Origin of the sequence: Pseudoalteromonas sp. TB64, assembly GCF_000498095.1 — a bacterium.
Taxonomy (GTDB): Bacteria; Pseudomonadota; Gammaproteobacteria; order Enterobacterales; family Alteromonadaceae; genus Pseudoalteromonas.
On record NZ_AUTQ01000097.1, the window covers coordinates 1 to 14,522 of the forward strand.

At 39.9% G+C, this 14,522-nt stretch carries 16 protein-coding genes and 2 pseudogenes; 4 read left to right on the top strand and 14 right to left on the bottom strand.

Translation table 11 applies throughout. From position 1 onward, the window contains the following. From L647_RS01000000123795 to L647_RS0106895, 3 genes and pseudogenes are all read right to left on the bottom strand, one after another. A pseudogene (locus L647_RS01000000123795) lies at positions 1–220 on the bottom strand (IS4/IS5 family transposase); the annotation flags it as partial. 697 nt (positions 221–917) lie between these two features. Beyond that, positions 918–1,961 (bottom strand): recombinase RecA, encoded by a 1,044-nt coding sequence (gene recA, locus L647_RS0106890; protein ID WP_024591486.1) that lies wholly within the window; start codon positions 1,959–1,961, stop codon positions 918–920. A gap of 68 nt (positions 1,962–2,029) precedes the next feature. Next, a complete protein-coding gene (locus L647_RS0106895; protein ID WP_024610512.1) occupies positions 2,030–2,518 on the bottom strand; it encodes a nicotinamide-nucleotide amidohydrolase family protein in 489 nt (162 codons plus the stop codon). A 21-nt stretch (positions 2,519–2,539) separates the two neighbouring features. Between L647_RS0106895 and mutS the strand changes: the two genes are divergently transcribed. Then, entirely contained in the window at positions 2,540–5,125 is a 2,586-nt protein-coding gene (mutS, locus tag L647_RS0106900; RefSeq protein WP_024610513.1) for a DNA mismatch repair protein MutS, read from the top strand. A gap of 160 nt (positions 5,126–5,285) precedes the next feature. Here mutS and rpoS read toward each other — a convergent pair whose 3' ends face one another. The 11 genes from rpoS to L647_RS0106955 all read right to left on the bottom strand — a co-directional run bounded on the left by rpoS (position 5,286) and on the right by L647_RS0106955 (position 12,871). After that, the gene (gene rpoS, locus L647_RS0106905; RefSeq protein WP_024610514.1) at positions 5,286–6,257 is read right to left on the bottom strand and encodes an RNA polymerase sigma factor RpoS; all 972 of its coding nucleotides are present in this window, start codon (positions 6,255–6,257) and stop codon (positions 5,286–5,288) included. 32 nt (positions 6,258–6,289) lie between these two features. After that, complete coding sequence (locus L647_RS0106910; RefSeq protein WP_024610515.1) at positions 6,290–7,114, bottom strand: peptidoglycan DD-metalloendopeptidase family protein; 825 nt, start codon at positions 7,112–7,114, stop codon at positions 6,290–6,292. Between the two features lie 42 nt (positions 7,115–7,156). Then, on the bottom strand, positions 7,157–7,735 hold the full coding sequence (locus L647_RS0106915) for a YqaA family protein (RefSeq protein ID WP_024610516.1): 579 nt from the start codon (positions 7,733–7,735) through the stop codon (positions 7,157–7,159). A gap of 9 nt (positions 7,736–7,744) precedes the next feature. Next, complete coding sequence (locus tag L647_RS0106920; protein WP_024610517.1) at positions 7,745–8,383, bottom strand: protein-L-isoaspartate(D-aspartate) O-methyltransferase; 639 nt, start codon at positions 8,381–8,383, stop codon at positions 7,745–7,747. Further along, positions 8,373–9,137, bottom strand: a complete 765-nt coding sequence (gene surE / locus L647_RS0106925) for a 5'/3'-nucleotidase SurE (RefSeq protein WP_024610518.1) — start codon at positions 9,135–9,137, stop codon at positions 8,373–8,375. Before surE ends, L647_RS0106920 begins: the two co-directional genes overlap by 11 nt. Continuing rightward, a complete protein-coding gene (locus tag L647_RS0106930) occupies positions 9,118–10,170 on the bottom strand; it encodes a tRNA pseudouridine(13) synthase TruD (protein ID WP_024610519.1) in 1,053 nt (350 codons plus the stop codon). Before L647_RS0106930 ends, surE begins: the two co-directional genes overlap by 20 nt. Next, the gene (gene ispF / locus L647_RS0106935; RefSeq protein WP_024610520.1) at positions 10,167–10,664 is read right to left on the bottom strand and encodes a 2-C-methyl-D-erythritol 2,4-cyclodiphosphate synthase; all 498 of its coding nucleotides are present in this window, start codon (positions 10,662–10,664) and stop codon (positions 10,167–10,169) included. Before ispF ends, L647_RS0106930 begins: the two co-directional genes overlap by 4 nt. Next, positions 10,661–11,362, bottom strand: coding sequence for a 2-C-methyl-D-erythritol 4-phosphate cytidylyltransferase (gene ispD, locus L647_RS0106940; protein ID WP_024610521.1), 702 nt, complete (start codon positions 11,360–11,362; stop codon positions 10,661–10,663). Before ispD ends, ispF begins: the two co-directional genes overlap by 4 nt. Then, on the bottom strand, positions 11,352–11,639 hold the full coding sequence (gene ftsB / locus L647_RS0106945; RefSeq protein WP_024610522.1) for a cell division protein FtsB: 288 nt from the start codon (positions 11,637–11,639) through the stop codon (positions 11,352–11,354). Before ftsB ends, ispD begins: the two co-directional genes overlap by 11 nt. 44 nt (positions 11,640–11,683) lie before the next feature. Next, positions 11,684–12,316, bottom strand: a complete 633-nt coding sequence (locus L647_RS0106950; RefSeq protein ID WP_024610523.1) for a hypothetical protein — start codon at positions 12,314–12,316, stop codon at positions 11,684–11,686. Positions 12,317–12,391: 75 nt separating this feature from the next. Continuing rightward, positions 12,392–12,871: a DUF2947 domain-containing protein gene (locus L647_RS0106955; protein WP_024610524.1), complete on the bottom strand. Its 480-nt coding sequence runs from the start codon at positions 12,869–12,871 to the stop codon at positions 12,392–12,394. Positions 12,872–12,931: 60 nt separating this feature from the next. Here L647_RS0106955 and L647_RS0106960 point away from each other — a divergent pair, with 60 nt between their 5' ends. The 3 genes and pseudogenes from L647_RS0106960 to L647_RS0106970 all read left to right on the top strand — a co-directional run. Then, positions 12,932–13,171: a DUF1653 domain-containing protein gene (locus L647_RS0106960; RefSeq protein WP_024610525.1), complete on the top strand. Its 240-nt coding sequence runs from the start codon at positions 12,932–12,934 to the stop codon at positions 13,169–13,171. Positions 13,172–13,223: 52 nt separating this feature from the next. Further along, positions 13,224–14,072 carry a MoxR family ATPase gene (locus tag L647_RS0106965; RefSeq protein WP_024610526.1) on the top strand — a complete coding sequence of 283 codons (849 nt, stop codon included), beginning with the start codon at positions 13,224–13,226 and terminating at the stop codon, positions 14,070–14,072. A gap of 1 nt (position 14,073) precedes the next feature. Next, positions 14,074–14,522: pseudogene (locus L647_RS0106970) on the top strand (hypothetical protein); the annotation flags it as partial.

The window sequence follows — 14,522 nt, forward strand, 5'->3', positions numbered from 1 at the left end:
TATACTTAATAGACTGCCCTGTTAGCTGATTATAAACTCTTAATATTTCAGATAAGTAATTCGTTTTTTTATCCCCAAGCGCAGCAATAAGACTAACAACCATATGAAATGCGGTAATATTTCTTTCTCTTTTAGTAAATGCTACTTGTTTACCAAGTCGGTTCAGTTTTTTTTCACTTAGGATACTTTTTAACTTATTAATAAAAATGTTAGCATTCATTTGAAGCTCTTTTCTTGATTCTGTGGTTTGTGTGGTAACAACCATTTGATCATGAATTGAGCTTCAACTCAATTTCTTAAGATCTTACCTATGACATGGATGTAGGTAAGGGGCGTGAGCAGGACGCGGAAGCTTTGCTCGATTTTTACTTAGTCCACTAGGTTACAAATCTCACGCCGCGATTTAACCGCCCCTAGATTGAACAAATTTTAATCCACAAAGATCAACACGCCCTAAAGAATGCTTTTATCTGATTAAAACGTATAGCGTATGATCGCTCTGCTCTTCATTTAGTATAGTAATTACTAATACAGTGCCTACTCATGCGCGATGTAACCGTAGATTTTTATAGGTTAAATTAAAAAACGACACATTTTTAATGTGTCGTTTTTATTTTATCTAACCTGAACTCTGGTTAAGAGATTTACTAACGTATTGAATCATAGTGGTATTTAAATTTATTTTCTCTAGCCAGAGATTTTCAGTGGAAACAAGGCGAATTTACGCGTCAATAGCTGGCCTATTGCAAGTAAATTCAACGCAGTTAGCGCTGAAAATAGCTGCTCGAGATAGATTTATTATCCAGAGCTCAGGTTATCTACTTTAAGTTTTTAATAACAAAAAAACGCTAATCATTACTGATTAACGCTTTTTAAAGCTCGGGTCAAATCAAGCTTAAAAACTCATTTTGAGGCTGTTAAAGATCAGCGTCATCGCCCAACTTATCTTCACCATCATCTGGTTCAATAGTTGCTTTTAATAAAAGCATTTCGCGTAACTTGCCTTCAATCTCATCTGCAATTTCTGGGTTTTCTTTCAAAAACTTAATTGAGTTAGATTTACCTTGGCCAACCTTGTTGCCACAGTAGCTATACCAAGCACCTGCTTTTTCAACAATTTTATGCTTAACGCCTAGGTCAATTAGCTCGCCTTGCTTAGAAATACCTTCACCATACATGATGATAAATTCAGCTTGTTTAAACGGCGGCGCTACTTTGTTTTTAACAATTTTAACGCGAGTTTCGTTACCAACAACTTCATCGCCCTCTTTAACAGAACCAATACGACGAATATCAATACGTACCGATGCGTAAAACTTAAGTGCATTACCACCCGTTGTTGTTTCTGGGTTACCAAACATAACACCAATTTTCATACGGATTTGGTTAATGAAAATACATAACGTGTTAGAGCGTTTAATGTTACCAGTAAGCTTACGTAATGCTTGCGACATTAAACGGGCTTGTAAGCCCATGTGCGAGTCGCCCATGTCGCCTTCAATTTCAGCTTTTGGTGTTAGTGCAGCAACCGAGTCAATTACAACAACATCTACTGCGCTTGAGCGTACTAACATGTCACAAATTTCTAGTGCTTGCTCACCGGTATCTGGTTGAGATACAAATAATTCATCTATATTTACACCCAATTTTTGGGCATATACTGGATCTAGAGCATGCTCAGCATCAATAAAGGCACATGTTTTGCCTTCTTTTTGTGCTTCTGCGATAACTTGTAAAGTAAGCGTTGTTTTACCAGATGACTCAGGTCCGTATACTTCAACAATACGTCCCATAGGTAAACCACCTATGCCTAAAGCAATATCAATACCTAATGAGCCTGTAGATACAGATTCAATGTTTAACGCTTTGTTATCACCCAATTTCATAATTGAGCCTTTACCAAATTGACGTTCAATTTGTGATAGTGCTGCGTCCAACGCTTTTTGTTTGTTATCGTTCATTTTGTTCTCCAAATCCGGCTAATGCAAACAAGTATACTGTATGAAATCACAGTATCAAGCTAATTTTATTATTTTATCTCATTTATTACACTTTTTAATGCAAATACAATAGCTTGCAGCCTTACTTGAGCCCTGTCGCCGGTAAATATTTGTTTATAGGTCAGTACTTTGTCATTAATTTGTATGCCAAACCACACAAGTCCCACTGGTTTACCTTCAGTTGCCCCGCCAGGTCCTGCAATACCCGATACAGCTATAGATATATTTGCGTTTGTTGCCTTAATTGCACCTAGTGCCATTTCACGTACTGTCTGCTCGCTCACAGCACCAAATTGCGCTAATGTACTGGCACTTACATTTAGTAAGTCTTGCTTTGCTTGGTTGCTGTAAGTTACAAATGCGCGGTCAATATAAGCAGAGCTTCCGGGCGTATCTGTAAGTGCATAACTCACTCCGCCACCAGTACATGATTCAGCACTAGTGATCCATAAGCATTTATCCGTTAAAATAGCGCCTAATTGCGCAGCAAGTGTTTTAATCTCTTGATGTAATTCCATATTCAGCCTTTGGGTAAATACATGTCGTTTGATCTTTATGCACCACACACTATAAAACAACAAACCCCTATGATGCAGCAGTATCTAAAAATAAAATCAGAGCATCGCGATATTTTATTGTTTTATCGTATGGGCGATTTTTACGAACTCTTTTTTGACGACGCAAAACGCGCCGCTCAACTACTCGATATTTCGCAAACTCATCGCGGTAAAGCTGGCGGCGATCCTATCCCTATGGCTGGCGTGCCTTATCATGCGGTAGAAAACTACTTAGCACGCTTAGTTCAAATGGGTGAATCAGTTGCTATTTGTGAACAAGTTGGTGACCCTGCAACTAGTAAAGGTCCTGTCGATCGTAAAGTTGTTCGTATTGTAACGCCAGGTACTATTTCAGATGAAGCCTTGCTACAAGAACGACAAGACAATCTACTTACCAGCGTTTGGCAAAGTAAAAAAGGTCTATACGGTATTGCGTACCTCGATATTAACTCTGGTCGTTTTAACGTTGTAGAGGTTAACACCGACGAAGCCTTTAGCTCAACTATTCAGCGCTTAGCTCCGGCAGAACTTCTGTATAGCGAAAGCTTTGAAAATTTTCATCTAATTGAACATATAAAAGGCGCTCGCCGCCGCCCTGAGTGGGAGTTCGATTTAGACACCGCGCAACACTTATTATGTGAGCAATTTGGCACTAAAGATTTAGTTGGTTTTGGGGTCGATAAAGCCCATAGTGCGCTTGTTGCTGCAGGTTGCCTAATGCAGTACGTAAAAGATACACAACGTATTGCATTACCACATATTCGTGCAATTACACTTGAGCACAACGAACACGCTGTTATTTTAGATGCCGCAACCCGTAAAAATTTAGAACTTACCGTTAATCTATCAGGTGGTTTTGAAAACACACTTGCCCAAGTGCTTGATAAAACAGCAACACCTATGGGCTCTCGTTTACTTAAGCGCCGTATTCATACACCTGTACGTAATAAAGACGAGCTAAATTCACGCTTAAATGCAATTAGCGCTATTTTAGATGTACAGCTGTGCGGTGAATTACACGAATCATTAAAAGAGATTGGTGATGTAGAGCGAGTTATTGCACGCCTAGCTTTATGCACAGCTCGCCCGCGCGATTTAACTCGCCTTCGCAGTGCATTACAAGCACTTGCGCCACTACACACTTTGTTAGGTGATGCTAACGATCCTCGTATTACGGGTATTATCAAGCACTCGCCTGAGCTCCCTGATTTACAAGAATTATTAGAACGTGCGGTTATAGAAAATCCACCAGTACTAATTCGTGACGGTGGCGTTATTGCCCCAGGTTACAACAGTGAGCTTGATGAATGGCGTAACTTAAGTAAAGGTGCAACCGATGTACTTGATCAACTAGAGTTACGTGAACGCGAACGCACAGGTATTAGTACGCTTAAAATTGGTTATAACCGCGTACATGGCTTTTTTATTGAAGTAAGCCGCGCCAATGCCCACTTAGTGCCAGCCGACTATATTCGTCGCCAAACGCTTAAAAATAACGAACGTTATATTATTCCTGAGCTTAAAGAGCACGAAGATAAAGTACTTGGCAGCCAATCAAAAGCACTTGCACTTGAAAAGCAACTATACGAAGAGTTGTTTAGATTTATTGCTCCACATATTGAACAGCTGCAAATGATGGCAGCAGCATTAGCTGACTTAGACGTGTTAAACAATTTAGCTGAGCGTGCATTTGCATTAAATTATGCAAAACCAGAACTGTGCGATAACGACAATATAAGCATTAAGCAAGGTCGTCACCCCGTTGTTGAACAAGTAATGAAAGAACCGTTTATTGCCAACCCTGTTGAGTTAAACAGCCAGCGTAAAATGCTCATTATTACGGGTCCAAATATGGGTGGTAAATCAACTTATATGCGCCAAACAGCACTTATTGTACTAATGGCTCACATTGGCAGTTACGTACCTGCAGACAGCGCTAAAATAGGTAATATTGATCGCATATTTACACGTATAGGTGCAAGTGATGATTTAGCATCAGGTCGTTCAACCTTCATGGTAGAAATGACCGAAACAGCGACTATTTTAAATAATGCCACAGCGCAGTCTTTGGTATTAATGGATGAAATTGGTCGCGGTACAAGTACCTACGATGGGCTCTCGCTTGCATATGCAACAGCCGATCATTTAGCGTCAAAAATATCAGCTAAAACATTGTTTGCTACACACTACTTTGAGTTAACAGAGCTTGCAGAGCAAACCACTGGTCTTGTAAATGTACATCTTGATGCAATAGAACATAACGATACAATCGCCTTTATGCACACAGTACTTGATGGCGCAGCAAGTAAAAGCTTTGGCTTGCAGGTAGCTGCTCTTGCGGGTGTGCCAAAAGCTGTTATTGCACAAGCGAAACAAAAACTTAAGTTACTCGAAAATCATCAAAGCGTTACTGCACCAAATACAGAGCAACAAGCATTTACCTTTAATAACGAAGCTGCACAAAGTACACCTTCAGAAGTAGAAGAGCAGTTAAGCGCTATCGACCCTGATAATTTATCGCCACGCCAAGCGCACGATTTGTTATATAAGTTAAAAGCACTGCTTTAAATTTGCTTTATTTATACCAATCTACTTATATATAGGATTTATTTAATTCGTTAAATTGTTCAAATATTTATGCAGGTTGGTATTTAAGCATAAAAAAAGCCGAAGAATAAATTCTTCGGCTTTTTAACACACATAGTCTATTAAGTAATTTGCACAGTTATTAAAACTGGTTAAATAAGCTATCTGTACTTAAACCTTCTTGCTGCAAAATGTCTTTTAAACGACGTAATGCTTCAACTTGAATTTGTCTTACACGCTCACGAGTTAAACCGATTTCACGTCCTACATCTTCAAGTGTTGATGGCTCATAGCCAAGTAATCCAAATCGGCGTGCTAACACTTCGCGCTGCTTAGGATTTAACTCACCTAACCAATCTACAATGTGTTTGTTGATATCATTGTTTTGCACTTCGCCTTCAGGGCCCGCACTCTTTTCATCTGGGATGATATCAAGCAGTACACTGTCGTTTTCACCACCAATAGGCATATCAACAGATGCTATTCTTTCGTTAAGACGCAGCATTTTTGTCACATCTTCAACGGGTCTGTCTAGACTAGCTGCAATTTCTTCAGCAGTTGGTTCATGATCGAGTTTTTGAGTCAGCTCACGAGCTGTTCGCAAATAAACGTTAAGCTCTTTAACAACATGAATAGGTAAGCGAATAGTACGAGTTTGATTCATAATGGCACGTTCAATTGTCTGACGTATCCACCATGTGGCGTAAGTAGAAAACCTAAAGCCGCGCTCTGGGTCAAACTTTTCAACCGCACGGATTAAACCAAGGTTACCTTCTTCAATTAAATCAAGTAGAGCGAGTCCACGATTGTTGTAACGTCGTGCAATTTTAACAACTAAACGTAAGTTGCTCTCAATCATTCGTTTGCGTGATGCTTCGCAACCTTTTAGAGATTTACGAGCAAAAAACACTTCTTCTTCTGCACTTAATAATGGAGAAAAACCAATTTCGCCAAGATAAAGTTGGGTCGCATCTAAATTTTTAGTGACTTCGTCTTTGGCAAATATATCTTCGTCATCTACCTTTTCAAGTAACGGTGTCGCTTCTTCAATGGCGGTATCATCGAACTTATCTTCATTCATGATGTTTTTATTAAGTTTTGCTGCGCTAGCCATAGGCCCTCTCCCGAGCAATTATCGATTCCTAGCTAGGGTAGGTATTTAGCAGGATTAACAGCTTTTCCTCGGTAGCGTATTTCAAAACGAAGTGCCGTGACCAAAGATTCAGAGTTACCTATTTCTGCTATTTTTTGTCCTACCTTAACTTCCTGCTTTTCTTTAACAAGTAATTTCGAGTTATGTGCGTAAGCACTTAGGTAATCATCATTATGTTTCAATATTATTAAACTACCATAACCACGAAGAGCATTACCCGCATACACCACCGTTCCTTGTGCTGCGGCTAAGACGGAAGCCCCTTTTTTATTAGTAATCTGCAAGCCTTTGTACCCGTTTTCCTTATTAGAAAAGCGTTTAGTAATTTTACCCTTTGCAGGCCAAAACCACTTTACCTTACTGCTCGACAAATGCTCTGTATTACTAACTTTGTTACTGGCTTGTTTCTGAACATACTCTCGTTTTTTTGGAGGATCAAGCTCTTTCTTTAATTTTATGTTATTTTTTTGTTTGTTTTTTATAGACTTTTTACTCGGATTCGTATATTTTCCATCCCTTTTTATTTTTTTAGTCTGGGCTAGTAAAGATATACTCTGTCCTGGAAATATTGTATAAGGTACTGGTATTTCGTTATTTTTTGCAAGAAGTCTAAAATCTTGACCCGCACTAAAGGCAATTGAATATAAAGTATCGCCTTTTTGCACTTTATAATGGCTGCCTGTTATGTTAATTTTATGTTTAAATTCATTAACATTATTATTTAGGCTACTGACAGGTGCAGGAACGTGACGAGACGAGCAAGCAAAGAGAAAAATACTAATAAATAAAGCAACATAACACCTTAATTGTTTATTCATCGTACTTAGCGCCTTTTGTTAATAAAGTTGTTTTTATAAAGCTTAACGCAATAAAAAGTATGCAACGACAATTAATGCAACTAATCCCCAGCCAAGTATTTCAATATACTGACGTAATTTTTTCTCCATTTTTGCTCCACCCCATTTCATTAAGGCTGAAACTAAAAAGAACCGTGCACCACGCCCAATAGCTGATGCTATTAAAAAAGGCAAAAACGCCATTTGTAAAACGCCTGCACCAATCGTGAATACTTTATAAGGGATCGGTGAAAAACCAGCTAAAAACACCACCCAAACACCATAATCTTTAAACCAATTTAATGCGATATCAAACTTTTCCTGCCAATGCATTTGTGCAATAAGCGGTTCTACAACGGGTTCAAATAGCCAAAAGCCGAGTAAGTAACCAATTATTCCCCCAACAACAGACGCTACAGTGGCAAAGCTTGCAAAACGCCATGCTTTTTTAGGTTGCGCAAGCGACATAGGCGCCAGCATTACATCGGGCGGTATCGGAAAAAAAACTGACTCAGCAAAGCTCATTGCAGCTAAATAACGCTCCGCATGACGGTGTTTTGCCCATACAAGGGCCATATCGTATAACTTAGTAAACAACTTCAAAATGAATTCCTATTCAATATCACCAGGTACCAATGGTACAAACCTTACTGGTGCAATAATATGCTCTTTATAATTATCGCCTTTGCGAATAACCATTATTAATTTTTGATCAATCTCGCCTATTGGTGCTAATAGCACGCCACCATCAGCAAGCTGAGCAAGTAAATCTTGTGGAAGCTTAGAGGCCGCAGCAGTCACTATTATGCCATCAAATGGAGCTTGTGATTGCCAACCTTGCCAGCCATCACCATGCTTCATGGCTACATTGTATAAATCGAGTTTTTGTAACCTTCGCTTAGCCTGCCATTGGAGTGCTTTAATACGCTCCACCGAATAAACTTTAGAAAAAGTTTTAGCTAATATCGCTGTTTGGTATCCAGAACCAGTGCCAATCTCAAGTACTTTATCGCGTACACCAGCAAGGCGTAATAGCTCGGTCATACGGGCGACAATATAAGGTTGAGAAATGGTTTGTCCTTGCCCTATAGGTAGAGCTGTATTTTCATAGGCTTTGTGTTTTAGCACATCGTCTACAAAAACATGACGCGGAATATCAGCAATAGCACCGAGCACTTGAGTATCTTCAACGCCTTCGCGCTTAAGTAAATCAGATAACGCTTTAGCACTGCGGGTATAATTAGCGAGCACGATTTATCTCCAAATCGGCAAGCCAGTCTCCCACCGCTTTTAAACTGTCTTTAGCAGTCATATCAACGCTTAATGGCGTAACCGATGCATAACCATTATTGATTGCATAAAAGTCAGTACCCTCACCCGCATCGCTTTCTGTACCTAGCGATCCATACCAATAAATATCACGACCCCACGGATCGGTTTGCTTAGTCATGGTTTCGGCTTTATGACGAGCGCCTAAACGTGTTACTTGCACCCCTTTTAATTCACTTAATGGAATATCGGGCACATTAATATTTATAATTTGATCTTTAGGAAGCGGATGCGAAGCCAATCCTTTAATAATGTTTACCGTAACAGCTGCAGCTGTTTCAAAGTGCTCACCTTTGTGTGAGCAAAGTGATACCGCAATTGCAGGTAAGCCCAAATGGCGTCCTTCAGTCGCAGCGGCAACGGTGCCAGAATAAAGTGTATCATCGCCCAAATTAGCGCCATGATTAATACCCGCAACAACTAGGTCTGGTTTTTCATCAACCAACTGATTTACACCTAAATGTACGCAATCTGTAGGCGTGCCATTAACAGACATAAAACCATTTTCGAGTTTTGTAGCTCGCAGCGGGTTCATTAACGTTAAAGAATTACTTGCGCCACTACAATTACGATCAGGCGCAACCAAAGTCACTTCTGCAATTTGTATCAATGCTTGGTATAAAACGGCAATACCTTTAGCGTTTACGCCATCATCGTTACTTAACAGTATCTTCATTTATGCCATCATCCTTTTCTTTTCGCTCTCGAGGGCTAGCATCTTTATAATCCACCAGCTCACGTAATAATGCGGTTGCAAAGCACCCTTTAGGCAAACCAAAACTCAGTTTTAAACTAGTTTCATCTATGGTCTCAACCGTTAAGTTTTGAGGAATTAAACGCAGCATTCTTCGCTCATTTTTAAGACCTAACTCACCTAAGCCATCACACCATGTTTGATAAGGTTCGAGCCATATTTTTTCTTGTTCGGTTAAGCCTTTTTCACTTTTACCAACCATAGGTGCCGACATCATAATATCGCCAGACGCTAATCGCTCTATGTTTTCATCGTTAATAGCATCTTCAAAAAATGCATTACTGCCGCTAAGCATAAACACTTCACGGTGCATCGTTTTAGCTAAACCATGTTCGGCTACACGTAAATTTACTATTTGATTAAATACATGCGAGCGCGCCGCTGAAATAATAATACCGCGCAGCTTTTTATCGCGAATACGCTCACCGGCAAACATTTTCTCAGCCATTACTAAGTTATGACCGCCATGTCCAAAACGCTGCTCACCAAAATAATTAGGTACACCTGCGCGTACTGCGTTAATACGGCATAAAATATCAAGCGGCTCGGTCACGTTACGAAGCGTAATAGTAAATTTATTACCTTTGTGGCAACCCGTACGTAATTTACGGTCGTGGCGCTGTTGCGACACAATAAAAATACTCTCACTATTTAAATCGCTAAAATCGATAGGCTTTTTAATCGGTACTTTTACGCTAAACCACTGCGAGCAAACACCGTGGCGATCTTTCATGCCTGCGTAACTTACGTCTCGCGGTGAAACACCTGCACGCTGGGCAATTAGCTTTGCAACATATTGCGTGTTTTCGCCCTTTTTAACTACCTGCAAACACACGTGTTCGCCGCTGCCGGTAAATTCTATACCAAGGTCTTCATCAACCATAAAATCTTCGGCAGTGGTTTTAAAATCTGCTTTAGAAAGCGGTGCACCGTATAAATAATTTAAATTGCTCATGCGTTTTTTGTACTCGCAAGTTCTTTATTCATAATAACCACTGCATGGCTCGAAATACCTTCTTTACGCCCTTCAAAGCCTAGCTTTTCGGTTGTAGTCGCTTTAACGTTAATTTGCGAAAGGTCACAATTTAAATCGCTGGCTAAATTAGCGCGCATAGCTTGAATGTGTGGCAGCATTTTTGGTGCTTGAGCAACAATAGTTACATCACCATTACCAAGTACATAACCTTGCTCTTTAGCTAAGCTCACAACATGGCGAAGTAAAATACGACTGTCGATGTTTTCATACTCGCTTGCCGTATCTGGAAAGTGCTTACCAATATCGCCCATAGCTAGCGAGCCTAAAATAGCATCACATAATGCATGAATAGCGACATCGCCATCTGAGTGCGCTAAAAAGCCTTGTGGATAATCTATTTTTTCACCACAAATAGTTAACGGGCCTTTGCCGCCAAATTTATGTACGTCAAAACCATGGCCAATTCGTATCATAATGCACTCTCGTTTTGTTGTTTATGTAGTAAAAACCCAGCCAAGTCTAAATCCTCTGGCGTGGTTATTTTAATATTATCGCTGCGACCTGCTACAAGCTTTACTGGTTTACCTGCCCACTCTATTGCGCTTGCTTCATCAGTAATAGTTGCACCACTTGATAATGCGCTTTGCAGCGCACTTTTAAGCTCGTCATATTTAAATAATTGCGGGGTAAGTGCTTGCCATAAATCATCTCGTGGCACGGTTTGGTCTATATGAGTGTCACCACGTTTTATAGTGTCTTTTACTTTGCTAGCTAAAATACCGCCCTCATCAACACTTATACATTCATTAATTAATCGCTCTATATCAGTAATATTAACTAATGGGCGCGCAGCATCATGCACCAATACCCATGTTGGTGGGTTAGGTGCTAAAAAAAATAAACTATTGAGAACTGAATCAGCACGCTCTTTACCGCCACGGGCACGAACAATACGTGTATCAGTAAAAGAAAGCGCTTCAAAATATGGGTCGCTGTCACTAACAGCAACAACAATAGTGTTTAACTGAGGTAATTGAGAAAGTTTAGCTAAGGTATGCTCTAAAATGGTTTTACCGGCTAATTGTATATATTGCTTAGGGGCATTGTGTTGCATTCTACTGCCAACACCCGCTGCGGGTACAATTGCAGCAATGGTCTGTTTATTTGTCATATTGTTTGCCCGGTAAAACACGAATAAATGTTTCGTCCGGTTTAATCATTCCTAGCTCGTTACGTGCACGCTCTTCAATACCTTCTTTGCCAACTTTTAAATCTTCAATATCAGCAGTTAATACTTTATTTCGTTTAATAAGCTTTTCATTAGTTTGTTGATGCGACGCTACAGCACTTTTTAGTCGTGTGTAGTCTTGTACGCCATTGTGACCAAACCATAATCTATACTGCACAAACAGTGCTAAGCAAAGTAGGCCTGCCTGAAAATATCGCATTTAACACTCCTTATTTTAAATTTATAATTACCACAACCAAACAATTAGGCTAAAGGACGTTTTATATTACGCCAGTTTATATTGCCAGCTAATAGCATTTCTCGTAGCGATAAAACTCGCGGTATACAACGCTTTGAAAATTGCCACTGATGCCCACAACACGCAGCTGCTAGGCTCACTTTATTAGGCTTAATTAATTGCACATTTTTTTGATCTAACCCATTGCCAAAAAAGTCAAACCAACCAAGCTCATTGCAATGCAGCTTATTGTCGCTTACTTGATCAATACTGTCTATTCTAAGACGAGTTTGGTCGTGCTCTTTGAGTAAAACCGGCACTATTAGCCCAACTTTGGCATACTTTTGATAAAAAAGTTCATTAGCCTGATCATTAACATCGGGTGGTGTAGGTTTTTGCTTTTCAAGCCATGTGCCGTTTTGCGCATCAAGCGTAAAAGGAGAGCGACTATTAGCAACTAAAGTAGCTGCTCGCTCAACGTAATAAGGTAAACTTTTTAATTGGCGGCGTAGCTTATCAGCATTAGGTTCTGCAACTAATCGCTGAACCTCACGCTGATAAAATGCATTACACAACTGTGCATACAACACTTTTTGTGCATCAGTTTGCCAAATTTCTACTTGCTGCTGAGCACCAAGTGACTGATTTTTAGCGACCAATAGCTGTACTCAAAAATATTCAGGTAAATGTTTTATAACACAATAACGAACATTTTTTAAGCACCGCGTATTAATTTAAGCGCTAGGTTTTTCACCTAACTTGGCATTACCCGACTCTAAAAATTGCACAACCGTATTTCGTTTTTTACCAATTAACAAACTACCATCAGCTAAAAACATAAAGTTTTGCCAATTGCGTTTAAATACATCAAAGGTTGTTTCAATAATATTATCGCGAGCCATACAAAAATAAACGGTGGTATTAGCTTCCCAACCTAAAAAAGTTAAAATAGCTTCTGGTGGCAACGCATCACCATTTTCCCACGCATCTTCCCAATTAACTTCTTGGCTAAAGCTTTTATCTTGTCCGCACCAATCGGTGTCGTCAAAAAAATCTGGGTGATCAAACTCACGGCTCACCATCGTTGTCCAAAGGACAGCAGCGCGTTCATGGCTCATTGGTTTAATGTTTGCAGCATCTTCGTCTGAAACAGGAATGTCTTTGTGGCGAAAAACCCACGCTTTTTTGTAATCATCTAAAGAAATATAGTTCATAGTGTCGGCAAATTAGTTAGCATTAAAAGTGCAAAGCCAAATTATACAAGAGATCAAAACATGACTACAGCAATAAAACCACTTTCCCTCAAACCAGGCATATACCAACACTACAAAGGGCCGCAATACAAAGTTATTCATGTTGCCACCCATAGCGAAACCGAGGAGCAGCTTGTGATTTATCAAGCGCTATATGGTGAATTTGGTATGTGGGCGCGCCCACTTAGTATGTTTTTAGAAACTGTTGAAAAAGAAGGTGAGGTCATACAGCGTTTCGCCTACCTTGGACCTGCCGTTTAACTATGGCATTATAACAAAATAACTTACTGCTCAGACCAGACAAGGGTACACCGTGCAATTTAATTCAACTGACAATTACATAGCGAGTAGCGCGCTTAAACAAGCTGTAAATGCTGCTATTATGCTCGAAAAACCACTTTTAATTAAAGGCGAACCAGGCACAGGTAAAACCATGCTGGCTGAGGAGTTAGCTAAAAGCTTAGATACCACGCTTATTCAGTGGCACATAAAATCGACCACTAAAGCGCAGCAAGGTTTATACGAGTACGACGCGGTTTCGCGCCTGCGCGACAGTCAATTAGGTGACGAACGTGTACACAACATTAGTAACTACATAGTTAAAGGGAAGCTTTGGCAAGCGTTTACATATGCAGAGCTTAACGGCAAACGCCCCGTATTATTAATTGATGAAATAGACAAAGCCGATATAGAGTTCCCAAACGACTTACTACTTGAGCTTGATAAAATGGAGTTTCATGTTTATGAAACTAACGAGCGCATTGTCGCAAAAGAGCGCCCTATTGTGATCATCACTTCCAATAATGAAAAAGAATTGCCGGACGCATTTTTACGCCGCTGCTTTTTTCATTATATTGATTTTCCTAGCAGCGATGAAATGCAGCAAATTATTGACGTGCACTACCCTAACGTTAAACAGGATTTAGTTCGCCAAGCACTTGAGGTGTTTTTTAACTTGCGCGAAGCTAACGGCCTTAAAAAGAAACCATCCACCAGCGAATTACTCGACTGGCTTAAATTGCTAATGGCAGAAGATATAGACGCAAAAACACTGCACGATAAAGCTAAAAAAGGCGGTTTAATGCCAATGTTTGGCGCATTACTTAAAAATGAGCAAGACATAAGTCTAATCGAAAAGCTTGCCTTTATGAGCCGTCGCTAACATGTTAGTACAGTTTTTTTTCACGCTACGTAAATACCGCTTACCGGTAAGCCTGCGCGAGTTACTCGATTTAATAAACGCCTTAAAAAAAGGCGTTATATTTGCCGACGTAGACGCCTTTTACCATTTAGCACGCACTATAATGGTAAAAGACGAAACGCACTTTGATCGCTTCGACAAAGCCTTTAGCGACTACTTTAGCGGTATTGCTGACCTTGATTTGCTCGAGAGTTTAAAGCAACAACACAACTTACCTGAAGATTGGCTGCGTAAAGAGTTTGAAAAAAACCTAAGCGATGAAGAAAAAGCCCAACTTAAAGCCATGGGCGGACTCGACGAGCTTATGAAAACCCTAAAAGAGCGTTTAGAAGAGCAGCAAAAACGCCACGCAGGTGGCAATAAATGGGTGGGCACTGGCGGCACATCACCTTTTGGTGCATACGGCTATAA